Source organism: Marinactinospora endophytica (assembly GCF_054780875.1).
On record NZ_BAAGVM010000002.1, the window covers coordinates 493010 to 516987 of the forward strand.

A 23978-nucleotide genomic window follows, 5' to 3' on the forward strand; every position below is an offset into this window, starting at 1 on the left:
GCGCTCGTCCTCCCAGCCGGGAATGACTCTCTCACCGCCGAGGCCACGTTCGGCGAACCTCTCATCCCGCTCTGCTGGGCAGGGCGCGGGGACCGGCCGGGGAGGACGGCCCTCACCCCCCTGGGGGTGGAGGCGGAAAGTCGTTGCCGCGACATTCGCCGGATATGACCTAGGAGGTCGTACGCGGACTAGTGTGCATCATCGCCGACCGCCATGGGCATCTCCTCCTCCATCGGCAGCACCCGGGAGTAGACCCGCTCGGTCTCCGCGGCGACGCGCTGCCAGCCGAAGCGGGAGGCGGCGCGGTCGGCCCCGGCGATTCCGTAGGCGGTGCGCGTGGTGGAGTCGGCGGCCAGGTGACGCAGCACACGCGCCAGCGAGTCGGGCCGGGCCTGGCGCAGCAACACGCCGGTGGTGCCGTCGAGCACGGCGCCGGTGACGCCTCCAACGGCGGTGGCCACAACCGGAAGCCCGCACGCCATGGCCTCCAGCACCGCGCCGCCGTAGGGGTCGTACAGGGCGGCCGAGGCGTAGACGTCGGCCGAGCGCAGCAGACGCGGCAGCTCCTTGCGGTCGACGGAGCCGAGGAGCGTCACCCGCTCGTCCACGCCGGCCTCCTTGGCGACCAGCTCCAGCCGGCGGGCGTCGGGGTCGATGGCCAGGTTCTCGGAGGAGGGGCCGCCGACGATGACGAGCTCGGCGTCGGGGACCCGCGCCATGGAGCGGATGAGGGTGTCGGCGCCACTCTCGGGCCCCAGGCCGGTGACCGAGATGATGCGGGTGCGCTGCTCACGGCGGCCGCGCCAGGGGCCCGCCGCGGTTCCGCCCTCGGGCAGGAACTGGTCGGTGTCGACGCCGTAGGGCACCACGCTGACGCGCGGCCGGGGCAGCCCCATGCGGGCCAGCTCGAAGCGCTGGTCGGCGGAGTCGACGACAACGGCGTCGGCGCGCCCGGCGATCGCGGCCTCCAGGCGGACGCGCTCGGTCCGGCCGGGCAGGCCGGCGCGCTGCTCGGCGACGTTGAGCGAGTGGAACGTCTGCACCAGCGGCGGGCGCTGCTCGGTCAGTCCGCGCAGCGCCGACAGCGCGGCCAGGCCGCTGGTCCAGCCGAAGGCGTGCACGACGTCGGGGGTGTCCTCGGCGAGCGCGCCGGCCAGCGCCTTGGCGAAGGCGCCGGTGTGCTCGGCCTCCTCGTCGGTCCCCAGCGGGCGGGCCGGGCCGGCGGTCAGGTGCTCGACCGCGACGCCGCGGCCCATGCGGGAGCGGCCGGCCGATTCGGCGTCGGAGCAACGGGCGTAGACGGTGACACGGTGGCCGTTCTTGGCGAGGTGGCGGGCCAGGGCGGCGACGTGGACGCTGTCACCGCAGGTCGGCTCACCCTTGTGGGCGGGAAGCGGGGTGGCGTGCTCGGAAACCAAGGCGATCTTCACGTGAAACTCCTCGTGGTGAGACGGCGACCCGGAGAGTCGATCGACGTGCGCCCATGGCGAAGGACCCCTTCGGTGCAGGGAAAGGGGAGCGGCCAGGCCGACGGGAGCCGTACGGGACGGGGGAGAGAAAGAAGAGGGGAGGGCAGACGCATGAGAATCACACCTTTGGCCGTTCGGAGAAACACGAAAAGCGCTCGAGAACACTCCGGCCGTTGCGGCCAGGTGCGAGCGCACGAAGGCGAAGGTGTGTCTGCGTCTTAGACACCCAACGCCGTCATTGTGTCAGAGGTTTGCGATAAAGACAACGCCCGATTATCTGTGCCGATGGCGGAACCCGGCGCTCCGGCAGGCCGGGAGCGGTTTGCGGGTGATCTTCTCGGGCACGCTCCGGCAGCGACACAGGGGCGGAGGTCCCGGATGGGAGAAAACGTGATGAAAGGGTCAAAAGCGTCACGCTGGCCGGCCGACAGGGCGTTCCCCGCACGCACGACGGTGCCGCACGACCCGATCCCCCACTACACCGGCCGCGGTCGGCTGACGGGACGGCGCGCCCTCGTGGTCGGCGGCCTGGTCGACGGCACCGGCCCGGGACGCGAGGTCGCCGCGGCACTGGCCAAGGAGGGGGCGGCGGTCGCCGTCGCCGACGACCCCGGAGGCCCCTCGAAACCCGCGGCACCGCAGGGATGGAGACGGGCGACCCCCACCGCGAACGGCGTCCCCGCCGATCCCCTGCACACGACGGCACGGATGCTCGCCGACCTGGGGGCCTGCGCGCTGCCCGTCCGCTGTGACCCCACGCGCGAGGCCGACTGCCGCGGGGCGGTGGCGCACACCACCCTGGAGTTCGGCGGCATCGACCTGCTGGTCGTGTGCGGCCCGGGCCCGCGCGACCACGACGGGCTCATGGACATCACCACCGACCGGCTCGACCGCACCCTGCGCGCGACCTTCTACAGTGCGCTATGGCTGATCCAGGCGGCACGGGTGTTCCTGCCCGCGGGCGCCTCGATCGTCCTCACCGGCGCCCCGTCGGGCGACCACGGCTCCCCCGAGCACATCGACCACGCGGCCGGCGCGGCCGGCGTCATGTCCCTGCCCCGCTCCCTGGCCGGCATCCTGGCCGATCGCGGGGTGCGGATCAACTGTCTGGTCCCCGCCGAGGAGGACGACCCCCACGACGTCGCGGCGGCCTACGTGGACCTCGCCCGCGAGGGGGTGGACCTGGGGACGGGCGCGGTGCTGTCCGTGGCGGGGATCACGCGGAGGCGGCCGGAGGTGCCCCGGCGTGCTCCTCACGGGTGGCCGGATGCGGATCGGCGCGAAGCGGGGGCAGGATAGGAACTGCGCATCGTGGCGATTTCCGCCATGATGTACGCGGGTTTTAGCCGTGGCCGACCGTCCCCCGATACGGTTACATGATCAACGCGCCTCGCCACCGTCCGGCAGAGGCGCCGCTTGGGACTGTTCGGCAGGTACTGCCGATGAAACAGGAGGTAGGGCGCATGGGTGTCGATGGCGGGGCAGTCGCGGTAACGGCCCTCACGCACCGGGGCGCTGTTCGCCAGGCCAATGAGGACGCCGTGGTGATGGGCGCGCTCACGGTGGCCGGCGCCGACATGAAGATGCCCGCGCGCTGCGTGCTCCCCCTGGCCGAGCCCCTCGTCGTCGCCGTCGCCGACGGCCTCGGCGGGCACGCCGCGGGAGAGATCGCCTCCGAGCACGCCGTCCATCGCATGGCCGAGAGCGGCGCCGACCTGGTCGGCCCCGAGGCGGTGGAACAACTCCTCAAGCACATCGACGAGGAGATCAAGGAGCACGCCAGCCAGCACACCGAGTTCTCCGGCATGGGCACGACGGTCGCGGGCATGCTGCTGACCGCCGACGGCAACTACTGGTTCAACGTCGGCGACTCGCGCACCTACCGTCTCCAAGACGGCCGGCTCTACCAGCTCTCCCAGGACGACTCGCCGGCGCTGCCCCCTTCCGAGGACGGCAAGCCGGTCACCACGAACTTCATCACCCAGTCGCTCGGCGGCAGCGGCGCCAGCCCGATGGAGCCCCACGTCGGCCGCGACCCCGAACCCGGTCCCGGGGCGTGGTTGATGTGCAGCGACGGCCTGTCCGACCTCGTGGCGCTGGAGGAGATGGAGCGCATCATCGCGGGCTCCGGCAGTGACGAGGCGGCCGTGTTCAACCTGTGGCAGGCCGCCATGGACGCCTCCGGACGCGACAACATCAGCATTCTGCTCGTGCGCCGCGGCTGAGACCCCGGCGGCACGGGAACGCGCGCGGCCCCGCGGGGAGGATTCCCCCGCGGGGCCGCGGTGTTTTTCAGCCGGGGATCAGCCCTGCCCGCCGGGGCGCCTGCGCAGCCGGACGATGACGATGACGATCAGGCCGACCACGGCCAGGGCGCCGACCACCGCCAGCGCCGGACCCCACGGTCCCGCGGTGGAGGTGGGATTGGCGACCGGCCCCTCCTCGGAGGTGGGGCTCTCCTCGGCGGTGGGGGATGTCTGGGTGGCCGGGCTCTCCTCGGCCTCGGGGGACGCCGCGGCGACGGCCTCCTCGGAGAGGGTGAAGGCCAGTTCGTCCTCCAGCGGGTGGCCGTCGGCCGAGATGATCCGGTAGTTGATCGTGTACTCGCCGGACTCCGTCAGGGGGACCAGGTCGATCGCGGCCTTCTCGCCGTCGAGACGGACCTCGCCCTCGGCGACGTTCTCCCCGTTGGGGTCGGAGACGACGATGCCGTTACCGCCCTCGTTGACCTCGGCGTTGAAGGTGAGGACCACCTCCTGGGGCGCCTCGTCGAGGGTCGCCCCGTCCTCGGGGGAGGACGACAGCAAGACGTTGTGGGCCAGCGCGCTCTGCGCCGGTGCCAGGGCCAGCAGCAACGAGAGGCCGAACGCGATCGGCAGGCGGGACCTGCGCCGGGACGTGATGGTGGATGCCATGAGAGACCTTTCCGGTGCTCGTCGGATTCGTTTCGGACGGGGACGACGAACAACGGATGGTGGCCCGCGGGGGCGGGACCGGCGCGCCAGACCCGAGCGAGGGCGCATGGCGGGCGGCCGGATGGGGAGGAGGGGGCGCGGGGGCAGGGGCGGAAGGGGCGCCGCCACCGGGCGGGGAAGCGCGCGCAGGACGAGGGTGGCCAGCGCCCACAGCCCGGTTTCGCCGTGGGAGAGCAGGGCCGTGGCGAGCAGCGCGGCCCACAGGTGGCCGGCCAGCATGCCGGGGGAGTACCCGGCCAGGCAGAAGTGGCCGATGTGCGCGAGCGACGTGCTCGCCGGCCCCGCCTGGGGGGACTGGAACAGCAGGTGCAGCCCCGCCTGGGCGAGGGCCAGGACCGCGAAGATCTCGCCGGGGCCGCGCCGGGCCCGGGTGAATGGGGTGAGCGCGAACGCCATGAACAGCGTCGCGAGCGCCAGGGTCCCGGGCGGGGCGGTACCGTCCGACCACGCGGCGTGGCCGGACCAGGACAGGCCGGTGCACGCCAGGGCCAGGACGGCCGTCCGCAGGAGCCACAGGGGGCCCCGGGTAGGCAGGTGCACGGTCTCAGAACCTAACAGGTGACCAAGGGACCAGCCGAGAACCGGTACCGCGGAAGCGAAGGGCCGTCAGACCGGAGGGTCTGACGGCCGATGGCGCATGGCCGGGTCAGCTGGCGGGGACCAGCTCGCGGCGCATGTAGCGGCGTTCCTCGGGCGTTGTCGCACCCCAGATCCCATGCGCCTCCCCGGCGCGCAGTGCCCACCGCAGGCACTCTTGGCGAACAGTACACGTACGGCAGATGGCCTTGGCGAGCTCCGCGTCATGCCGCCCAGGCCCGGTCGTGCTCACCGGGAAGAACAGTTCGGGGTCGTAGCTGCGGCAGGCGCCCTGCGCGACCCAGTCTTCGCTTTCGTGGTAAAGGCGGTTCACCAGGTGCCTCCGAATCCCTGGCTCGTGTCCTCGGAACCCACGGTGATCCACCGTGGGATGAGGTGGCCGCGGATGGCCGTTCGCTGCACCGCGGGCGGACCTCGGGTCCCGTCGAAGGGCGACGGGGCCCGCGCGCGGGCTACCCGTGGATGTGCCAGGGAAGCACCGTCGCGTCTCGACCGATTGTAGTACTACGCCGGGTCGTACTACAGAAGGTCAGCGAGAAAATTCCCCTGGAAGCGCCGCTGTTATGGCACTTTTCGTGCATACGGTGCAAAAGCTCACACGAGGATGGGGCGGTCGCGGGGCGGGCGGGGGCGGTCCCGGCGGTGGTCGTCGCGGGAGGTGCGCGCGGTCCGGGGCGAGGGGGGCGTGTTGCCTCATGTGGAACAGAGGGTGTCGATAATGGCGATGAATATCCCTACTTCGATAGATTCCGTGTGATCTATGCCACCCTTAAAGTTCCGTGTGTGAGGCCCTATGTTTGGCTGTGGTTCCACGCGAAGGGTGGAACGCGATCCGCGCGGCCCGTTTCCACGGCCGCGCCCGAGGCGTTTCGAACCCCCTGGTGGCAACCGAGGGCCGGCGCGGAGCGACCCCGAGAGCGGCCGTGACCAGCGCGGCGACGCCGGGAACCGCGTTTTTAAATGAACGAGCCCTACCCGGTGCAACATCGCCGAAACATTCACCACTGAAATCCCGGAAATTTCGCTCAGGAACGTTCGCTAAATTCCTGCGACGTGCCTCTTCAACGAACAGCTCCAGCCGACCGAGACGATTCCGGATACGTCCACGACCGTCGCGTGGACGCTCCCGTGGACCCCGACGGGGTGCGTCTGGCCGCGCCATCGTTGGAGGACGGACGGCACCTGTGGCGCCTGGCGGGTGACTGCGGGCTCGACGTGAACTCCCCGTACGCCTACGCCCTGTGGTGCCGCGACTTCGCGCGGACCTCGCTGGTCGCCTACGACGCCGAGGGCGTCGTCCGCGGTTTCGTCACCGGCTACGTCCGCCCGGACTCCCCCGAGACCTACTTCCTGTGGCAGGTCGGCGTCGACCCCGCGTTCCGCGGCCGCCGGCTGGCCCGGAGGATGCTCGACCACATCGCCGATCGCGTCGTCGCCACTGGCCTCACCCGCCTGGAGGCGACCGTCACCCCCGGCAACACGGCCTCGCGCGCGCTGTTCGCCTCGTTCGCCCGCGACCGTGGCGCCCACATCGCCTGGACTCCCCTGTTCGGACGCGAGCACTTCCCCGCCGACGGCCCTGACGGGCACGAACCGGAGGAACTCGTGCGCATCGGTCCGATCGGCTGACCCGTTCCACCCGACTCGACGTTCACAGCGACGCCCGACTCATCCCGACCCCGCCGCCCCGCACGCGGTGGATTGCGGAAAGGACACAAGGGGAAACGATGGAGATCTTCGAACGCCTCGAATCGGAAGTCCGTAGTTACTGCCGTGGCTGGCCGGTCGTCTTCAACGAGGCGCGCGGCAGTCACGTCTACGACGAATCCGGCCGTCCCTATCTCGACTTCTTCGCGGGCGCGGGATCGCTCAACTACGGGCATAACAATCCCCGCCTCAAAACCGAGCTCCTCGACTATCTCATCGGGGACTCCATCGTCCACAGCCTGGACGCCTACACCACGGCCAAACGCGATTTCCTGAAAACCTTCGGCGAGGTGATCCTCGCCCCCCGCGGGCTGGACTACAAGGTCCAGTTCCCCGGCCCGGCCGGCAACAACGCGGTCGAGGCGGCGCTCAAGCTCGCCCGCAAGTACACCGGCCGCGAGACCGTCATCAGCTTCACCAACGGCTTCCACGGCATGACCCTGGGCGCGCTCGCGGTCACCGGCAACTCGATGAAGCGCGGCGGCGCCGGCGTTCCGCTGGGCCACGCCGCGACCATGCCGTTCGACGGCTACATGGACGGCCGGACGCCGGACTTCCTGTGGCTGCGCAGCCTGCTGGAGGACAGCGGCAGCGGCCTGGACAAGCCGGCGGCGGTCATCGTCGAGACGGTGCAGGGGGAGGGCGGCATCAACGTCGCCAGCGCCGGGTGGCTGCGCGGCCTGGCCGCGCTGTGCAAGGAGTACGAGATGCTCCTCATCGTCGACGACATCCAGATGGGCTGTGGCCGGACCGGGCCGTTCTTCTCCTTCGAGGAGGCCGGTATCGAGCCGGACATCGTCACGCTGTCGAAGTCCATCAGCGGCTATGGCCTGCCGATGGCCCTCACCCTGTTCAAGCGCGAGCTGGACGTGTGGGAGCCGGGCGAGCACAACGGCACCTTCCGGGGCCCCAACCCCGCCTTCGTCACCGGCACCGCGGCCCTGACCACCTTCTGGCGCGACGACGAGTTGCAGCGGGAGACCGTCGCCAAGGGCGAGCTGATCGGCTCCCGCCTGGAGGCCATCGCCGAGGAGCACCCGCAGACGGGCGCCCACGCCCGCGGCCGGGGGATGGCTCGCGGCCTCGCCTTCACCGAGGAGGGCCTGGCCAAGTCCGTGTGCGCCGAGGCGTTCCAGCGCGGCCTGCTCATGGAGACCTCCGGTCCCGAGGACGAGGTCGCCAAGCTCCTGCCGCCGCTGACCACCTCCCGCGAGGAGCTGGAACAGGGCCTGGACATCATCGCCGAATCCGTGCGCGCCGCCGTCAAGGTGCCGCAGCCGGCCTGAGCCGCGGCCGGCAGAAGGACCCGGGGCCCGGAGCGAATCCGGGCCCCGTACTCGGGGACACCGTCCCCACCGCGAGAGAAGGAAGAGGAGACGCGACCGCCGTGATCGTTCGCAGCCTGGACGACGTCAACGACACCGACGCCGACATCAAGACCGAGACCTGGCGCAGCCGCCGCGTCGTGCTCGCCAGGGACGGTGTTGGTTTCTCGTTCCACGAGACCGTCTTGTACGCGGGCACCGAGACGCGCATGTGGTACGCCAACCACATCGAGCTCGTGCACTGCATCGAGGGCGAGGCGGAGGTCACCAACGAGGAGACGGGCGAGACCCATCTGATCACGCCCGGCACGCTCTACCTCCTCGACGGGCACGAGCACCACACGGTCCGTCCCAAGACCGACTTCCGGGTGCTGTGCGTGTTCAACCCGCCGGTGACGGGCCGCGAGGTTCACGATGAGAACGGGGTCTACCCGTTGTTGCACGAGGAGCCCGCGGCACAGAGGTAGGGCGCGACCGGTCCGGGCACAGCGCAGGACAGAGATCCCTGGAGGGGGCTCGAAGATGACACTGATCACGACCGACTTCGAACAGCCGACCACGGACGACTACCCGACGCGCAAGGGAACCGAACCCGCACTGCTCTACCGCAGGGACCCCGCGGTCTGGGGGACCGCGGCCGACGGCCCGATGTCCCAGGAGGAGCTGGACTCCTTCGACACCAAGGGCTACTACCAGGCCGAGGCGCTGGTGACCGCCGAGGAGCTCGCCATCTACCGCGCCGAGCTGGACCGGCTCGCCGGTGACGAGGCGATCAAGCGGGACGAGCGCACCATCGTCGAGCGTTCCTCCGACGAGGTCCGTTCCATCTTCGAGGTGCACAAGATCAGCGAGGTGTTCGCGAAGCTGGTCCGCGACCCGCGCGTGGTGGGCCGCGCCCGCCAGATCCTCGGCTCCGACGTCTACGTCCACCAGAGCCGGGTGAACTACAAGCCGGGCTTCGGCGGGGGTGACTTCTACTGGCACTCCGACTTCGAGACCTGGCACGCCGAGGACGGCATGCCCCGGCCGCGGGCGGTCAGCCTCTCGCTGGCGCTGACCGACAACCACCCCTACAACGGGTGCCTGATGATCATGCCGGGGTCGCACAAGACCTATGTGAGCTGTGTCGGCGAGACGCCCGAGGGGCATTATCGCGACTCGCTGAAGAAGCAGGAGATCGGCACTCCCGATCCGAGCAGCCTGACGATCCTGGCCGACAAGCACGGCATCGACATGATCACCGGACCGGCCGGTACCGGCCTTTTCTTCGACTGCAACTGCATGCACGGGTCCAGCGGCAACATCTCGCCCTATCCCCGTTCCAACGTGTTCATCGTCTTCAACAGCGTCGACAACACGTGCGGGGAGCCTTTCGCGGCGCCCAGCCCGCGGCCCACGTTCGTCGGCGCGCGTGATTTCACGCCGGTGATCTGACGCCTTCGCCGGAGCGGATGTTAGGACCGGCCGATCGCGGGCACGCCCGCTTGGCGGGCACGCGCCCGTGACCGGCCGGGTACCGTCCGCCCGGCGGGGCACGGGGGTGGGGCGGGACCGGTTCCACCGGGCCACCCCACCCCCATCCCGCACAAGACGCGCGGCGCCCCCTCCCTCGGGGAGGGGGCGCCGCGTGGTTCCCCGAGGAGAAGAGCATGACGAGGATTCGAGGAAGCGGTCCGGACCGCCGGCGCTTCTTCGCGAGCGCGGGCGGCGCCGGTCTGGCCGCGCTCCTTGCACCGCCGCTGTTGAGCGGCTGTTCGAAGGTCGGTACCGGCAACACCTTCGACCGGATCCGCGAACAGGGGTACATCAACGTCGGATTCGCCAACGAGGCCCCCTACGGCTACACCGACCTGGCCACCGGTGAACTCACCGGCGAGGCCCCCGAACTCGCCAAGGCGATCTTCGCCGAGCTGGGGATCGAGGAGATCCGCGGCGTCCCGGTCCAGTTCAGCGGCCTGATCCCGGGCCTGGTGGGCGGCCAGTTCGACATGGTGGCCGCCGGGATGGCGATCACCCCCGAACGCTGCGAGCAGGTCGCGTTCACCGACCCGGACTACCTCAGCCGCACCGCCTTCCTGGTCCGCGAGGGCAACCCGCTCGGCATCACCACGTTCGGCGACGTCGCCGACAACCCCGACGCCGTGTTGTGCGTCATGAACGCGACCGTCGAACAGCAGATGGCCGAGGGGCAGGGGGTTCCCGCCGCCCAGATCCAGACCGCCCCGGACACGCCCAGCGCCTATGAGCTGCTGGAGACCGGCCGGATCGACGCGGTCGCGCTGACCGCGATCTCACTGCGCTGGATGCTGGACCAGCGGGGCGGCCCTTTCGAGGTGACCGAGGGGTTCTTCCCGATCGATCAGGAGACGGGCGAGGAGATCATCGGCGGCGGGGGGTTCGCGGTGCGCCCGGCCGACACCGACCTGCGGGACGCCTTCAACGGTGTCCTGGCCGACTTCAAGGACAGCGGGCGCCTGCTGGAGATCATCGAACCGTTCGGGTTCACCGAGGAGGAACTCCCCGGCGATCTGACCGCCGACCGTCTGTGCCGGGCGTGAGGAGACCACGATGACCTTCTTCGACCTCCTGCCGTTGTACCTCAACGGCGCCTGGTACACCCTGCTGATCACGCTCGGCGGCTGCGCCCTGGCGTTCGTCATCGCGATGACGGTCGGCATCGTGGGCAGCGTCCGCAACCCGGTGCTGCGCGCGGCCGCGGCCGTCTACGTCGAGGTGTTCCGCGGTGTGGCGGCGCTGGTGCTGATGTTCTGGCTGTTCTACGCCCTGCCGCTGGTCACCGGCTACCGGGTGGAACCGGTGTTCGCCGCGATCCTCGCGCTCGGGCTCAACGTCGGGGCCTATGGCGCCGAGAACGTGCGCGGCGCGATCAAGGCCGTGCCCCGGGCCCAGTACGAGGCCACGGTGGCGTTGAACATGACCCCCGTGCAGCGGATGCGCATGGTGATCCTGCCGCAGGCGTGGGCGCAGATGCTGCCCACGTTCGGCAACCTGGCGATCGAGCTGATGAAGGGCAGCGCGGTCGTCTCGCTCATCGCGGTGTCGGACCTGACGTTCGTCGCCCAGCAGCTGCGCACCTTCTCCGGTGACACGGCGCTGGCGTTCACCGCGGCCCTGGTCATGTACTTCATCATCGCCCAGGTCCTGCTGTTCTTCGTGCGGATGGCCGAGCGCCGGGCCGACCGGCGGCTGGGCCGGGCTCCGGCGAAGCCGACGAGGCGCGGCGGCCGGATCGCCGCCGCGGTGAAGGGCGGTGGAGCGTGACGTTCGACTGGGGATTCGTCGGCGAGGTCCTGCCCGACCTGCTGCTGGGCCTGCGCTACACCTTGTTGGCCACGGTCGTCTCCTATGCGTTCGCGCTGGTCCTGGGGTTGGTCGTGGCGATGGTCCGGCGCGCGGCGCCGCGTCCGGTGGCCGCCGTCGTGCACTGGGTCATGGAGTTCATCCGCTGCACGCCGCTGCTGGTCCAGCTCTTCTTCGTCTTCTACGTGCTGCCATCTGTGGGGGTCCAGCTCTCGCCGTTGACGGCGGGCATCATCGGACTGGGCGTCCACTACGCGGCCTACACCGCCGAGGTGTACCGCTCGGGTCTGGAGGGGGTGCCGCGCGGCCAGTGGGAGGCGGCCCGGGCGCTGAGCCTGCCGGCCCGCCGCACCTGGACGGCGGTGGTCCTGCCGCAGGCGGTGCGCAGGGTGATCCCGGCGCTGGGCAACTACCTGATCTCGATGTTCAAGGACACCCCGCTGCTGTTCGCGATCACCGTGCCCGAGCTGCTGTTCGAGGCCAACCGCCTGGGTGGCCAGTACTTCAAGTACCTCGAAATGATGACGGTGGTCGGCCTGCTCTTCATCTGCGTGAGCGTGCCGGCCGCGATCCTGATCCGATTCCTGGAGCGACGCTATGCCGCAATCTGACAACCTCCCGGCCGGCGCCGCGGGTCACGCCCCCGGTGAGGAGCCGCTGATCCGGTTCGACAAGGTGGTCAAGAGGTTCGGCCGCAACGTCGTCCTGCGTGAACTCGACTTCACCGTGGACGCGGGCGAACGGGTCACCCTGATCGGTCCCAGCGGTTCGGGTAAGACCACGATCCTGCGGCTGTTGATGACGTTGGAGCGGGTCAACGGCGGCGTCATCTGGGTCAACGGCGATTCGCTCAGCCACATGCGGCGTAACGGGCGGCTCGTCCCGGCCAACGAGAAGCACCAGCGTGAGGTGCGTAAGAAGATCGGGATGGTCTTCCAGCAGTTCAACCTGTTCCCGAACATGAGCGTGCGCCGCAACATCACCGAGGCGCCCGTCCACACGCTGGGGATCTCCCGGGAGGAGGCCGACCAGCGGGCGGAGGAGCTGCTGGACATGGTGGGGCTGCGGCAGAAGATCGACGCCCACCCCACCCAGCTCTCCGGAGGGCAGCAGCAACGGGTCGCGATCGCCCGGGCGCTGGCGATGCGCCCGCAGATCCTGCTGCTCGACGAGGTGACCTCGGCCCTGGACCCCGAGCTGGTCGCGGGGGTCTTGGACGTGCTGCGCGAGATCGCGCGCACCACCGACATCACGATGCTGTCGGTGACCCACGAGATGGCCTTCGCCAAGGACGTCTCTCACCGGGTGCTGATGTTCGACCAGGGCCGGATCGTCGAGGAGGGGCCGCCGGAACAGATCTTCGGCGACCCCCACGAGGAACGCACCAAGGAGTTCCTGCACGCGGTCCTGGAGGGGTGAGACCCGCCGGGCCGGCCGCGCAGGCCCGGCCGGCCCGGTTCTCCCCGGCGCGGCGGCTCCTCTGCGAAGCTGGTGGCATGGCCCGACTGCTGATCGTGCACCACACCCCGTCACCGGCCACGCAGGTCCTGTTGGAGGCCGTGCTGGAGGGGGCGCGCACCGACGAGATCGAGGGCGTCGAGGTGGTCACCCGTCCCGCGCTCGCGGCGACGGCCGTCGATGTCCTGGCCGCGGACGGCGTCGTCCTCGGCACGCCCGCCAACATCGGCTACATGTCCGGCGCCCTCAAACATTTCTTCGACGGTGTTTACTACCCGTGCCTGACCGACACGGCCGGCCTGCCCTACGCGCTGTACGTGCACGGCAACGACGACACCGCGGGCGCGGTCCGCGCCGTCGAGGCGATCGCCAAGGGCATGTCCTGGCACCGGCACCGTCCCCCGGTCAGCGTCACCGGCGCCCCGGACGCCGCGGCCCGCGAGGCGTGCTGGGAGCTGGGTGCGCTGAGCGCGCTCGCCACCCTGGAACGGGCCGGCTAGGGGGTGAAGGCCGGTGGGCATCCGCCGACCCCTGCGCGTCCACGGCCACAGCCCACCGTGCTTTCCTCGGCGAGGAAGGCGCGGCCATCCCGGCGCGCAAGAACGTCAGGTGACCGTGACCATGGCCGGGGTTCTAGGAGTTCGCACGAGCCGTCGGCCTCTTCCCGTGTTGCTCCTGGATTCCAGAGCATCAGAATCGACCTGTCCTGTGGCGATCTCAACCCCTTTCTTCTTGGGGAACCGATTTCGCCCACTACGCGCAGGTGAACATCGTCGGCGCCCGGCGTCCGCACGAAGCCGCACGCGAGGGGGGAGGGGGAGAACCATCAGAGCGAGGGCCGAAAGCCTGCGAAGCGATTACGCTTGCCCGGGAAAGGCGCTCGTGACACGTCTCACTCACAAGCCGTTGTGGGAGCCCTTCTCCCGTGCCTGCCTCAGGACGGCCATCGAGACCAGGTGCCGACAGAGCACGGATGCGCCCAGCAGCACTCGTCTAGGATGCCCACGGTGACTGAAACCCCTGTACGCACTAGGTTCGCCCCTTCTCCAACCGGCATGTTCCACGTCGGCAGCGCCCGTTCCGCCCTGTTCAACTGGGCGCTGGCCCGGCAGCCCGAGGACCGGTTCGTACTCCGCATCGAGGACACCGACGCGGCCCGCAACCGCCCCGAATGGACGGACGGGATCGTCCGGGCGCTGTCCTGGCTGGGCATCTCCGCCGAGGACCCGCACTTCGAGGGGCCCTACTTCCAGTCGGCCTACGCCGACAAGCACCGCGAGACGGCGCGGCGGCTCTACGAGGAGGGGCGGGCCTACTACTGCGATTGCACCCGTGAGCAGGTGCAGCAGCGGCGCGGCAACGAGCACCTCGGTTATGACGGGTTCTGCCGGGATCGCGGCCTGGAGCCGGGGCCGGGGCGGGCGTTGCGTTTCCGGGTGCCCGAGGGCGGCCCCACCGTGGTCGACGACCGGGTTCGCGGCCGGGTGGAGTTCGAGCACAGCGCGATCGAGGACTTCGTGATCGCCCGGGCCGACGGTTCGCCGTTGTTCGTCCTGGCGAACGTCGTCGACGACATCGAGATGGGGATCAACGAGGTCGTCCGGGGTGAGGAGCACCTGTCCAACACCCCCAAGCAGCAGCTGCTGTGGGAGGCGCTGGGCCACACCCCACCGGTGTGGGCGCATCTGCCGGTCATCGTCAACGAGAAGCGGCAGAAGCTGTCCAAGCGCCGGGACAAGGTGGCCCTGGAGTCCTACCAGGACGAGGGCTACCTCCCCGAGGCCATGGTCAACTACCTGATGCTGCTGGGCTGGGGCCCCGGGGGCGACCGGGAGATCATGCCGTGGTCGGAGATGGAGCCGCTGTTCGACATCGCCGACGTGAACAGCTCCAGCGCCTTCTTCGACGAGAAGAAGCTGCGTGCCTTCAACGGCGAGTACATCCGCGCGCTCAGCGTCGAGGATTTCGCCGAGCGCTGCCGCCCCTGGCTGGAGGGCCCGGACGCGCCCTGGGCCGCCGAGGACTACGACCCCGAGGTCTTCCGCGCCATCGCGCCGCTGGCCCAGAGCCGGATCGCGGTGCTCAGCGAGATCGTGCCCAACGTCGACTTCCTCTTCCTGCCCGAGCCGGTCTTCGACGAGACGTCGTGGAACAAGGCGATGAAGCCCGGCATCGGCGCGGAGATGCTCACCGCCGCGGCGGAGCGCTTCGCCGACGAGAAGCAGGAGTGGGAGGCCGAGGCGCTCAAGGCGGCGCTGGAGGAGATCGGCACCGCCCAGGGGCTCAAGCTCGGCAAGGCCCAGGCGCCGGTGCGGGTCGCGGTGACCGGCCGCACCGTCGGCCTGCCGCTGTTCGAGTCGCTGGAGCTGTTGGGCCGCGACCGGGTGTGTCAGCGCTTGGAGGCCGCGCTGTCCCGCCTCAACGCCTGACGGGCCGAGAAGACACGCTCCTGGAGGAGGCCCGGGGGCAGCCTGATGGTCTCCCGGCCGAGGCCGCACCGTGGGGACCACGCGGCCGCCGCGGTCCGGACGCTCGGCCTGCGCCGCCGTCGATCCCCCGCATCGGGCCGGGCGAGCACGTGGTGGGGGAGCTCGGCGTCCCCTTCACGGGACCGTGCTGTTCCTCCGTGGGAGATCACGGCGCGGCGGGCGCCCCGGCCGGTGATCCGGTGGGACGCCCGCCGCGTCGCTCAGGAGTCCTTCCCGGTCCCGGTCGCGGCGGGGGCACCGGTCGAGCGCCGCGCGTTGGCGTGCTCCAGCAGCTGCTCCAGCCGGGCGCGGTCCACCCGGCCGCCGGAGAAGGCGACCATCCGGTCGATCGGGATCGACGCCATCATCCGCTGCATGTCCATGCCCAGGTCGGCCCCCTCATCGCCGGCTACACCGGGAAGGGCGCTGCCGCTCATGGCCTCCATCAGCACCGGGCCGGCCACGGGGTCGGCGAGCACCTCGCCGAGAGTCGACTCCAGGGTGAGCGGCGGACGGACGCCGTCGCCGTCGAGGGCCACGGTCCCCGTCAGGCGCAGGTCGCGGCTGGAGGCGCCCACCGAGATCACGTAGTCGCCGCCCTCGACCACCCAACGGTCCTGCCGCACATCCCAATAGGCGAGGTCCTCCCGGCGGAGCAGCAGCTCGACGGTGCGGCTCTCGCCGGGGTCCAACGTGACCCCCGCGAACCCGGCGAGCCAGCGCGGCGCCCGGGCCACCTCCGAGGCCGGCAGCCCCGCGTAGACCTGCACCACCTCGCGCCCGGCCCGCGTTCCCGTGTTCGACACCGTGAGCCGCACGGCCACCCCCGCCTCGGAGGGCGCCAGCTCCAGGCCGGAGTAGGTGAACTCGGTGTAGGACAGGCCGTGCCCGAACGGGAAGGTGACCTCCAGGCCGCGGGCGTCGTACCAGCGGTAGCCGACGAAGATCCGCTCACCGTACAGCACGTGCCCGTGCTCGCCGGGGAAGGACAGGTAGGCGGGGGAGTCCTCCAACCGCACCGGGACGGTCTCCGTCAACCGCCCCGACGGGTTGACGACACCGAACAGCACGTCGGCGATCGCGCCGCCGCCCGCCTGCCCGAGCAGGGCGCCGTCGAGGATCGCGGGCGCCAGCTCGGCGACCGGGGCGAGCCGCAGCACGCCCCCGTGGGAGAGGACGACGACGGTGCGCGGCTGCGCCCGCACGACGGCCTCCAGCAGTTCGACCTGCTCCCGGGGCAGCTCGATGTGCTCCCGGTCGAAGCCCTCCGACTCCTGCCGCGCGGCCAGCCCGAGGAAGACGACGGCGGTCCGCGCGGCGGCCGCGGCCCGCACCGCCTCGGCGCGCAACGCCTCGGCGTCGCCGGACCCGTCCGTCGTGAAACCGGGGGAGAAGGAGACGTCGCCGTCGCCGGCGAGCCGGCGCACCTCGTCGAGCGGAACGTCCAGGCGGGTGGGGTTCACGTGCGAACTGCCGCCGCCCTGGTAGCGCGGCGCCTGCGCGAACTCGCCGATGACGGCGATCGAGCCGCCGGGCGCGAGCGGAAGCAGCGCGCCGTCGTTCTTGAGCAGGACGACGCCGCGCCCGGCCGCCTCGCGGGCGAGGGCGTGGTGGGCGTCGACGTCGAACGTCGCCCCCTCGCGCGCCCCCTCGGCGGCCCGGGCGGCGAGCCGCGCGACGCGCCGCGCGGAACGGTCGACGGCCGCCGCGTCCAGCTCGCCGGCGGCGACCGCGGCCACCACGCGCGCGTCCGACACGCCACCGGTCGCCGGCATCTCAAGATCCAGGCCGGCCGCCACCGAGGCGACCCGGTCCCGCACGGCACCCCAGTCGCTGACCACGACGCCGTCGAAACCCCACTCGTCGCGCAGGACCGATGTCAACAGCCACGCGTTCTCACCGGCGTAGGTCCCGTTGATCCGGTTGTAGGAGCACATCACCGTCCAGGGGCGCGCCTCCTCGACGACCCGCTGGAACGCGCGCAGGTAGATCTCGCGCAGCGTGCGGGGGTCGATGTCGGAACTCGAACGCATCCGGTCATGCTCGGCGTTGTTGGCCGCGAAGTGCTTCACCGAGGCGCCCACGCCGCGGCTCTGTAGTCCCTTCACCCAGGCCGCGCCGAGAACACCGGAGACGAGCGGGTCCTCCGAGTAGTACTCGAAGTTGCGGCCACAGCGCGGGTCGCGCTTGATGTTCACACCGGGGCCGAGCAGCACGTTCACCCCGGCGGCCCGGCTTTCGTCGCCCAGGGCCGCGCCGACGCGCTCGACGAGTTCGGGGTCCCAGGACTGGCCGAGCCCGACCGCGGGCGGGAAGCACGTCGCGGGGATGCTCGCCGAAAGCCCCAGGTGGTCCGACGCGCCGGTCTGCTTGCGCACGCCGTGCGGCCCGTCGGTCAGTGAGACCGCCGGGACGGGGCCGACGGCCTTCGTGGTCCAGAAGTCGGCGCCGCTGCCGAGCGCGGCCTTCTCCTCCAGGCTGAGGTCGGTGGTTTCACTCATGGCTTCCTCTCGTGACTGGTGGTCGGACGGGGTGCCGGAAAGGAACGGGACGCCCGCGGTGGACGCGGCCCTGTCCGGGCGCGGAACCGCCGCGCGCGGGCGTCGTGTGGCCTGGGAAGGGCCGCGGATGCCGCTTCCCGGGCGCCCCGCCGCTCCCGCCGCGTCCACGGTCCGGCCCTGTCGAGCGGGCGGGGAGGCGTCTGGGCGGGCGGGGTCGCGTGGCGGGGAGGGCGCCGGCGGGGGCCGGAGCGGGCGGGCCCTCCGTCCTCCCGGAGTCCGGGGCGCGAGGAGGGGAGCGGCGCTCGCGCCGGGCGGGCCGTGGGACGGTCGGACCGCTGGTGTTCGGGCCATGCTGTGCGATCGCCCCCTGCTCGGTGGACGGGACCACGACGTCTACCTACTACCTAGTAGTTAGTAGGTAGACGTTAATCTAGCCATCCTGGTGCTGACCAGGCAAGAGGTATCCGGTGGGAGAGGTGCTCGAACATGGCCGAGAGCGCGCCGACCTATAGACGGGATCGGCCGCGTCTGCCGGCGGAGCAGCGACGCCGGCAGATCGTCGAGGTGACGACCCGCCTGATCGCCGAACGGGGTTTCTGGGGACTGTCGATGCAGGACGTCGCCGACGGCTGCGGGCTGACCGTCCCCGGGCTGCTGCACCACGTCGGCTCCAAGGACGGGCTGCTCATCGCGGTCCTGGACCACCGCGACGCCGAGGACGCCCGGGCCCTCGCCGAACAGCTCGGCGTCGACGAGCACGACCTGCCCGGCGACCTGTCCGCCGGGCCCCCCTCAGGCGTCGACCTGCGGCGCATGTGCTCCGCCCTGGTGCGCCGCAACGCGTCCCAGCCCGAGATCGTGCGGCTGTTCACCGTCTTGGACGCCGAGTCCCTGAACCCCGGCCACCCCGCCCACGCCTATTTCGTGGCCCGGCAGGAGCGGGTGGTCACCGTGCTCGCCGCGCTCGCCAGGGACCTCACCGACCGGCCGGAGTCGCTGGCCCGGCAGCTCGTCGCGATGATGGACGGCCTCCAGACCCAGTGGCTGCGCGCGCCCGAGACCACCGATCTCGTCGAGGAGTGGAACGCCGCGGCCGAGGTGCTGTTCGCGGGTCTCGGCTCCTGAGCGCCCCTGCTCCCGGACCGGCGCCCGGCCCGCCCACGCCCCGAGAACGCCGGCACCACGAGCCACGTCACGGGGGTGTGACGTCGGAGAACGCCTCGCCCATGGTGAGGGGAACGTGGCGGTCGGCTCACCGAAGGAGGTCGGCGGTCCCCGCCCGCTGGGCGGTTTCGGGGAGGCGTCGGCACCGCCGCCGAGCGGACACGGCCGTCCAGGGCGCGGCCCGGTGCCGTCGGCACGGACGCGAGGCCCGCGACGGGTGATCCGGGCCGATCCCCCTGAGAGCGGCCGTCCGAGAGCGGCGTCGCCCCCCGGATCCTCTCCGGGGAGGACCGGCCCGGTGAGGGGCCGTCTCCCGGGAGCGCGGGGCGGGCGCCCGGATCAGGGTGTCCGCGCTCCCACGTGGAAACGCCTCGTCAACCGGTCAAGGCCTCGTCCAGGTCGGCGTGGACGGGCATGAGCAGGTCGAGGCCGACGATGGTGAGGACCCGGCGGACCCGGGGGTGGGGCGCGGCCAGGCACAGGAGCGGTCCGCCGGCGTGGATCCGGTTGAACGCGGCCATGATCGCGGAGATGCCGGAGGAGTCGCAGAAGACCGTGCGGGTCATGTCCACGATGACGCGGCGTGGACCGGCCGCGATGGCTTCGGTGAGATGCCTCCCGAACTCATCGGCCACGTCCATGTCGATCTCCACGGGAGCGGGGACCAGGAGTGGGGCGTCGTGGGCGCAGGGCGCGTGCATGTGGGCGGAGACCTTCCAGCTCCGAAGGACGAGGAGGGCGAGTCGCGATTCGTCGCCGTCATCGTTGCACTGTGGTCGGAGTGAGGGCAAAGCGGGTTGTTATGGGAGAGCGGGCCCTCAGGCGCCCGGAGGGGAGAAAGGCGCCGTATCGGGAGGAGGGGGGCGAGGGCCCGCTCCGCGCGCCGTCCGGGCGGCGCGTGCCCTTTCGATGCCCCGCCTGCGGAGGGTAAACATCCCTCTCCCCTAGGTCAGCGCGGAGAAGGGAAGGAACCGTGGTCAGCGGGGGCGCGCCGGCGGAAACCGGCCGTGGGAGTCCGGGGGGCGACCTGGTGAAGAGACGAAGGGGAAGGAGGCCAGGGACGAAGGTCGGAAACGCCCTGGCCGATTGTGGTCGTGGCGGGAGGGGGCCGCGTCGGCCGGTACGGGACGGGGTGGACGGGGACGGGTGGTGCTTTCGGGACCGGTGTCCGCCTCCTCTCGGGCTCCGTACCCGGCGGTCTCCGGCCGCGTCCGCGATCGTTCGCGTCCCGGAGCCGGCCGAGGCACCCCCACGCCTGGGCCAGGCGGAGCCGGGGCCGAGGACATCCGGCCGGCGGTTCCGGCCGGCGGTCCCCGGCCACGTGGGGGAGCGGGGACGGGGAAGGGTCCCCGCTCCTCCCTCTCCCGGGTGCGTCGCCCCGGGGCCGGTCCCTCGCGGCGCGTCCGCCGGCTCAACGGCGGCTCGTGATCCGTTTCGCCTCCTGACGCTTTGCCGGGGCGCCGTCACCCTGCTCACTGCCGGCCTGCCTGGGCGCGAACCAGGACGACCGGAGGCGGTTTCCAAAGGAGAACGCCTTGCGGTCGGCGAAGTTGACGTCGGGGCGGCCGGCCTGGAAGAGGTTGGGGTTCTGGTCCGCGTCTTCTGGGAGCGCGTCGAGGATGGCCGCGTGCAGTTTCCGGTAGCTGCCGCGGAACCTCCCCTCGTCCCACACGTCGATCAGCGCCCGGGTGAACAGGCCGTGTCCGTTCTCCTCGGTGGAGGACTCGTAGTCCTGGCAGCCGGAGAGCAGGAGGACGCTGGCGTCGATGGGATCGTGTTCCCTGATCCTGAGGCCCTGGACGATGCGGCGGTACTGATCGCCGTACTCCTGGAGGTGGGCCTCCTGCACGTCGTCGGGAATGGCGCGGACGAGCCGCTGCCCGGTCGTGTCCTCGCCGTCGGCCCCGAGGCTGATCACCGTCCCGCTGGAACAGCTGTCCGACAGCACGACGATGTGCGCGCCCCGGGCGAATCCGCCGTAGAGGGCGTAGAGCTCGTCGTCGATGACCTCCCGGTCGTAGAGGACCCAGGTCTCGTCCAACTCGTCCTCTTCGTCCTCGTCCAGGTCCGGCACCTGTCCGCCGTGGCCCGAGTAGGTGAGCAGCAGCGTGTCCTCCTCCCGGAGGAGGCGGGCCGCCCGTTTGATCGCCTTGATCACGTTCCCGGCCGTGGCCTCGGCGGTCAGGAGAAGGTTCAGCGGGAGGAAGTCGGCGCCCATGGCCAGTTTCAGCATCGCCCTGGCGTCGTTCTCGCACCCGCCGAGCTCCCCCTTCCAGCCGTTGTACTTCTCGGGGTCGACCTCGTTGAGACCGATGTGGATCGAGTAGCCCCGTGCCATGGCTGTCCCTTCGGAGTGTGGTGAGGTCCTTTGACGGCTTCACCTGCCCTTCGGCCCGTGGCTTCTCATCACCTTCGCTGAAAAAACGGCCAAACACTCCTTTTCTCTAGAAAAGAGACATTTCGCCAGAGGGTGATCGGGACCGTCGGCCACTCCGCGACGCCGGAGAAGGCGGCCTGGCCGCACCCGGTCACCATGAAAACCCGTGGAAACGACGCGACCGGCGCTCCTCTCAGGGAGCGGCCACGGAGGCGGCGCATCCGCGTCGGACCTGTTCCTGGCACCTCGGGGAAGCGCACCCCGCCGTGATGTCCCGCCCCACCGTCTGCGGCGCTTCGGGACCGGACCCGCTCGTCCTCGCTCCTTCCGCGACGAGCCCGACCACCTCCACGCCGTCACGGACGATCCAGGTCGCGCCGGAGCAGGCCGGAACGGAGGACGGGAAAACCCGTCGCGCCGCCCCGCTCGCCACACCGCCCCCGGCATCTGGCGGGACGGCGATGGCCGTCACCGCCCCGGACGGCCGGCGCGACGAGGGGGAACGCGTGGAACGCCCCCGGGCGTCCGTCGCGACGCCATTGGGGCGTGTCCGGCCGGCTGCGGATACCGCCTTCGAGGCGAGGGGCGATCCTGGCTACGGTGCGTTCATGAGCGCGGAGCAGACCCCCGGACCCCCCGAACGCGAACGTCCACGTGCCCGCCTCACAACCGTGTTCCCGCGCGCGGGACGCCGGACCTTCCTCCTGTCGGTGTCGGCGGTGGGCGTGCCGATCGCGGGCGCGGCCGTCCTGGCCTGGCCGGTCGCGGCCGCGGCGTGGGAGTCGTTGGCCCCTCCCACCGCCCAGGTGCTCCGCGCCGTGGGGGTGATCGTCTGCCTGATGGCGGCCTCGGCCGGGTTGGCGCGGCTGCGCGGCGAACGCGACGGACCGGTGTGGCTGGGCTGGCTGATCCTGGGGGCGTGGGCGGTCGCCGTGGGGGTGGTGGCCGCGTTGGTGGTGGGGGCCTGGTGGGTGCTGGGCACCCCTACCTGGGATCCGCCGGCCACTCTGACGCCCAAGGCGCTGGACTCCATCGCCACCCGCGCCTTCGCGATCGTGGCCGGTCTGGGCGGTGTGGCGCTGCTGGTCATCAACTACCGGCGCCAGCGCACCACCGAGGCCGAGGACGCCCGCGCCGAGCTCGCGGTGGTGCGCGAGGACACCCGCTTGTTCACCGAGCGCTTCACCACAGCCTCCGCCCAGCTCGGTGACCCCGAGCCCGCCGTCAAGCTCGCCGGCGTGCACGCCCTGGCCCACCTCGCCGACGACGCCCCCCAGGGCCGCGACGAACTGGTGCAGATGGTCGTCGACGTGCTCTGCGCCTACCTGCGCATGCCCTACGCCCCGGCCCCCGGTCCCCTCCCCGCCGACGCCGACCCCGACCAGGTCCGCGAACACCGCGCGGCCGAACTGGAGTTCGCCGCCCTGCGCGAGGTCCGTTACACCATCGTCCGCGTCATCGGCGACCACCTGCGCGCCGACACCCGCTGGCGCGGCAGGAACTACGACTTCACCGGCGTGCGCTTCGATGGCGGCGACTTCCACGGCGCCCGCTTCACCGGGGGACAGATCTCCTTCGTCCGCGCCGTCTTCGCCGGCCGCGTCTCCTTCGACGGCGCCGAGTTCGCGGGCGACCGGGTCTCCTTCGCCGGGGCCGAGTTCGTCGGCGACGAGGTGACCTTCACCAGCGCCGGTTTCGCCGGGAACCGGGTCTCCTTCAACGGGGCCGTGTTCTCCGGGGCGCTGGTGTCCTTCGACAACCTCAGGTTCACGGGGAACCGGATGTCGTTCGACGGCGCCGTGTTCGCCGGCGACCGGGCGTCCTTCGACGGTGCCGTGTTCGCCGGTGACCAGGTGTCCTTCAACGGGACCGGGTTTCGCGGGGCCGTGGTCTCCTTCACCGGCACCGAGTTCGTCGGTACCTGGGTGTCCTTCGGCAGCGCCGCGTTCGATGGCGGACGGGCCGCCTTCGAGGGCGCCGTGTTCACGGGCGACTGGGTGTCCTTCGGCGGCGTCAGGTTCGCGGGGGAGGGGGTGTCGTTCGAACGCGCCGGGTTCGGAGGGGACCGGGTGTCCTTCACCGACGCCGACTTCACGAGCGAGGGGGTCTCCTTCGCCGGGGCCGCGTTCACGGGCGCCCAGGTGGCCTTCACCGACGGCGTCCGTGCCGCCAAGGGGCCCTGTCCCAGGGGGCTGGGGGAGGCGCTGGCGCGGGGCGGGCCCGGCGGGGTCGCCCTGCCGGACGGATGGCGGGCCGACACGGCGGGGTGGGACACCACCACGTAGCCGCGCCACGGGCCGGCGCGGTCCCGCCACTCGCCGACCTGCCCGTCGACGTCCACCGGCAGCGGACCCCGACGCGCGTCCCCCCGTCCCGCCGGGTGGGACCGCGGCCGGGCCGGCGCTGTCGCGCCGCTCGCCCCTGCTGTTTCGGTCCACGCGATCGCCCTGTACCGCCTACGGCGGTGGTGGTCGGTGGGGCGGTGCGGACTCTCCTTGGTGCCCGCTGGGCCGCCGGCCGTGGTCGCCGCCGGCCGGGCCTCGTGGTGAATCGCGCCGTGCCCCTGGCGAAGGAGCCGGAGGCGCCGGCCGGGCCGGCCGGCCCGTGTGGGGAGAG

Annotated in this window: 20 protein-coding genes; 14 read left to right on the forward strand and 6 right to left on the reverse strand. The window is 71.4% G+C overall.

What is annotated here, in order from left to right; genetic code table 11:
• Positions 1-188: 188 nt before the first annotated feature.
• Complete coding sequence (locus ACYVHU_RS06160) at positions 189-1430, reverse strand: glycosyltransferase (RefSeq protein WP_078763943.1); 1242 nt, start codon at positions 1428-1430, stop codon at positions 189-191.
• Positions 1431-1862: 432 nt separating this feature from the next.
• Between ACYVHU_RS06160 and ACYVHU_RS06165 the strand changes: the two genes are divergently transcribed.
• Together ACYVHU_RS06165 and ACYVHU_RS06170 are read left to right on the forward strand one after the other, a co-directional pair.
• The gene (locus ACYVHU_RS06165) at positions 1863-2768 is read left to right on the forward strand and encodes an SDR family oxidoreductase (protein WP_432938318.1); all 906 of its coding nucleotides are present in this window, start codon (positions 1863-1865) and stop codon (positions 2766-2768) included.
• 164 nt (positions 2769-2932) lie between these two features.
• Positions 2933-3694 carry a PP2C family protein-serine/threonine phosphatase gene (locus ACYVHU_RS06170; RefSeq protein WP_078763941.1) on the forward strand — a complete coding sequence of 254 codons (762 nt, stop codon included), beginning with the start codon at positions 2933-2935 and terminating at the stop codon, positions 3692-3694.
• 78 nt (positions 3695-3772) lie between these two features.
• Here ACYVHU_RS06170 and ACYVHU_RS06175 read toward each other — a convergent pair whose 3' ends face one another.
• On the reverse strand, positions 3773-4984 hold the full coding sequence (locus ACYVHU_RS06175; RefSeq protein ID WP_235001185.1) for a copper resistance CopC family protein: 1212 nt from the start codon (positions 4982-4984) through the stop codon (positions 3773-3775).
• A gap of 106 nt (positions 4985-5090) precedes the next feature.
• Positions 5091-5354, reverse strand: coding sequence for a WhiB family transcriptional regulator (locus ACYVHU_RS06180; protein WP_078763940.1), 264 nt, complete (start codon positions 5352-5354; stop codon positions 5091-5093).
• A gap of 803 nt (positions 5355-6157) precedes the next feature.
• On the opposite strand from ACYVHU_RS06180, the gene ectA reads away from it, so the two are divergent.
• The 10 genes from ectA (at position 6158) to gltX (ending at position 15281) form a co-directional block, all read left to right on the forward strand.
• Complete coding sequence (gene ectA, locus ACYVHU_RS06185; RefSeq protein WP_235001184.1) at positions 6158-6670, forward strand: diaminobutyrate acetyltransferase; 513 nt, start codon at positions 6158-6160, stop codon at positions 6668-6670.
• Between the two features lie 98 nt (positions 6671-6768).
• On the forward strand, positions 6769-8034 hold the full coding sequence (gene ectB / locus ACYVHU_RS06190) for a diaminobutyrate--2-oxoglutarate transaminase (RefSeq protein WP_078763939.1): 1266 nt from the start codon (positions 6769-6771) through the stop codon (positions 8032-8034).
• 101 nt (positions 8035-8135) lie between these two features.
• Positions 8136-8540, forward strand: a complete 405-nt coding sequence (locus ACYVHU_RS06195; protein ID WP_078763938.1) for an ectoine synthase — start codon at positions 8136-8138, stop codon at positions 8538-8540.
• Positions 8541-8595: 55 nt separating this feature from the next.
• A complete protein-coding gene (gene thpD / locus ACYVHU_RS06200; protein WP_078763937.1) occupies positions 8596-9507 on the forward strand; it encodes an ectoine hydroxylase in 912 nt (303 codons plus the stop codon).
• A 215-nt stretch (positions 9508-9722) separates the two neighbouring features.
• Positions 9723-10631 (forward strand): ectoine/hydroxyectoine ABC transporter substrate-binding protein EhuB, encoded by a 909-nt coding sequence (gene ehuB / locus ACYVHU_RS06205; RefSeq protein WP_078763936.1) that lies wholly within the window; start codon positions 9723-9725, stop codon positions 10629-10631.
• 10 nt (positions 10632-10641) lie between these two features.
• On the forward strand, positions 10642-11355 hold the full coding sequence (gene ehuC / locus ACYVHU_RS06210; RefSeq protein ID WP_078763935.1) for an ectoine/hydroxyectoine ABC transporter permease subunit EhuC: 714 nt from the start codon (positions 10642-10644) through the stop codon (positions 11353-11355).
• The gene (ehuD, locus tag ACYVHU_RS06215) at positions 11352-12005 is read left to right on the forward strand and encodes an ectoine/hydroxyectoine ABC transporter permease subunit EhuD (RefSeq protein WP_078763934.1); all 654 of its coding nucleotides are present in this window, start codon (positions 11352-11354) and stop codon (positions 12003-12005) included. Before ehuC ends, ehuD begins: the two co-directional genes overlap by 4 nt.
• Positions 11992-12813, forward strand: a complete 822-nt coding sequence (gene ehuA, locus ACYVHU_RS06220; RefSeq protein WP_078763933.1) for an ectoine/hydroxyectoine ABC transporter ATP-binding protein EhuA — start codon at positions 11992-11994, stop codon at positions 12811-12813. The genes ehuD and ehuA overlap by 14 nt, the downstream gene beginning before the upstream one ends.
• 77 nt (positions 12814-12890) lie before the next feature.
• Positions 12891-13352: a flavodoxin family protein gene (locus tag ACYVHU_RS06225; protein ID WP_498947770.1), complete on the forward strand. Its 462-nt coding sequence runs from the start codon at positions 12891-12893 to the stop codon at positions 13350-13352.
• 507 nt (positions 13353-13859) lie between these two features.
• Positions 13860-15281, forward strand: coding sequence for a glutamate--tRNA ligase (gene gltX / locus ACYVHU_RS06230; RefSeq protein ID WP_498947772.1), 1422 nt, complete (start codon positions 13860-13862; stop codon positions 15279-15281).
• A gap of 260 nt (positions 15282-15541) precedes the next feature.
• On the opposite strand, the gene ACYVHU_RS06235 is transcribed toward gltX, so the two are convergent.
• The gene (locus tag ACYVHU_RS06235) at positions 15542-17821 is read right to left on the reverse strand and encodes a glycoside hydrolase family 3 C-terminal domain-containing protein (protein WP_498947773.1); all 2280 of its coding nucleotides are present in this window, start codon (positions 17819-17821) and stop codon (positions 15542-15544) included.
• A gap of 486 nt (positions 17822-18307) precedes the next feature.
• Here ACYVHU_RS06235 and ACYVHU_RS06240 point away from each other — a divergent pair, with 486 nt between their 5' ends.
• Positions 18308-18946, forward strand: a complete 639-nt coding sequence (locus ACYVHU_RS06240) for a TetR/AcrR family transcriptional regulator (RefSeq protein ID WP_078763930.1) — start codon at positions 18308-18310, stop codon at positions 18944-18946.
• A 413-nt stretch (positions 18947-19359) separates the two neighbouring features.
• Here the strand turns inward: ACYVHU_RS06240 and ACYVHU_RS06245 are convergent, their stop codons facing one another.
• Both ACYVHU_RS06245 and ACYVHU_RS06250 read right to left on the reverse strand, forming a co-directional pair.
• Entirely contained in the window at positions 19360-19776 is a 417-nt protein-coding gene (locus tag ACYVHU_RS06245; protein ID WP_144390285.1) for an STAS domain-containing protein, read from the reverse strand.
• Positions 19777-20396: 620 nt separating this feature from the next.
• Positions 20397-21323 (reverse strand): caspase family protein, encoded by a 927-nt coding sequence (locus ACYVHU_RS06250; protein WP_432938336.1) that lies wholly within the window; start codon positions 21321-21323, stop codon positions 20397-20399.
• Positions 21324-21970: 647 nt separating this feature from the next.
• On the opposite strand from ACYVHU_RS06250, the gene ACYVHU_RS06255 reads away from it, so the two are divergent.
• A complete protein-coding gene (locus ACYVHU_RS06255) occupies positions 21971-23647 on the forward strand; it encodes a pentapeptide repeat-containing protein (protein ID WP_498947775.1) in 1677 nt (558 codons plus the stop codon).
• The last annotated feature ends 331 nt before the right edge of the window (positions 23648-23978 follow it).

What these genes read in the sequence shown, in the direction of transcription:
- ACYVHU_RS06165 (WP_432938318.1), top strand. Translation starts at nt 1,863, where the DNA reads ATGAAAGGGTCAAAAGCGTCACGCTGGCCGGCCGACAGGGCGTTCCCC.
- ACYVHU_RS06170 (WP_078763941.1), top strand. Translation starts at nt 2,933, where the DNA reads ATGGGTGTCGATGGCGGGGCAGTCGCGGTAACGGCCCTCACGCACCGG.
- ectB (WP_078763939.1), top strand. Translation starts at nt 6,769, where the DNA reads ATGGAGATCTTCGAACGCCTCGAATCGGAAGTCCGTAGTTACTGCCGT.
- thpD (WP_078763937.1), top strand. Translation starts at nt 8,596, where the DNA reads ATGACACTGATCACGACCGACTTCGAACAGCCGACCACGGACGACTAC.
- ehuB (WP_078763936.1), top strand. Translation starts at nt 9,723, where the DNA reads ATGACGAGGATTCGAGGAAGCGGTCCGGACCGCCGGCGCTTCTTCGCG.
- ehuC (WP_078763935.1), top strand. Translation starts at nt 10,642, where the DNA reads ATGACCTTCTTCGACCTCCTGCCGTTGTACCTCAACGGCGCCTGGTAC.
- ehuA (WP_078763933.1), top strand. Translation starts at nt 11,992, where the DNA reads ATGCCGCAATCTGACAACCTCCCGGCCGGCGCCGCGGGTCACGCCCCC.
- ACYVHU_RS06225 (WP_498947770.1), top strand. Translation starts at nt 12,891, where the DNA reads ATGGCCCGACTGCTGATCGTGCACCACACCCCGTCACCGGCCACGCAG.
- ACYVHU_RS06235 (WP_498947773.1), bottom strand. Translation starts at nt 17,821, where the DNA reads ATGAGTGAAACCACCGACCTCAGCCTGGAGGAGAAGGCCGCGCTCGGC.
- ACYVHU_RS06240 (WP_078763930.1), top strand. Translation starts at nt 18,308, where the DNA reads ATGGCCGAGAGCGCGCCGACCTATAGACGGGATCGGCCGCGTCTGCCG.
- ACYVHU_RS06250 (WP_432938336.1), bottom strand. Translation starts at nt 21,323, where the DNA reads ATGGCACGGGGCTACTCGATCCACATCGGTCTCAACGAGGTCGACCCC.
- ACYVHU_RS06255 (WP_498947775.1), top strand. Translation starts at nt 21,971, where the DNA reads ATGAGCGCGGAGCAGACCCCCGGACCCCCCGAACGCGAACGTCCACGT.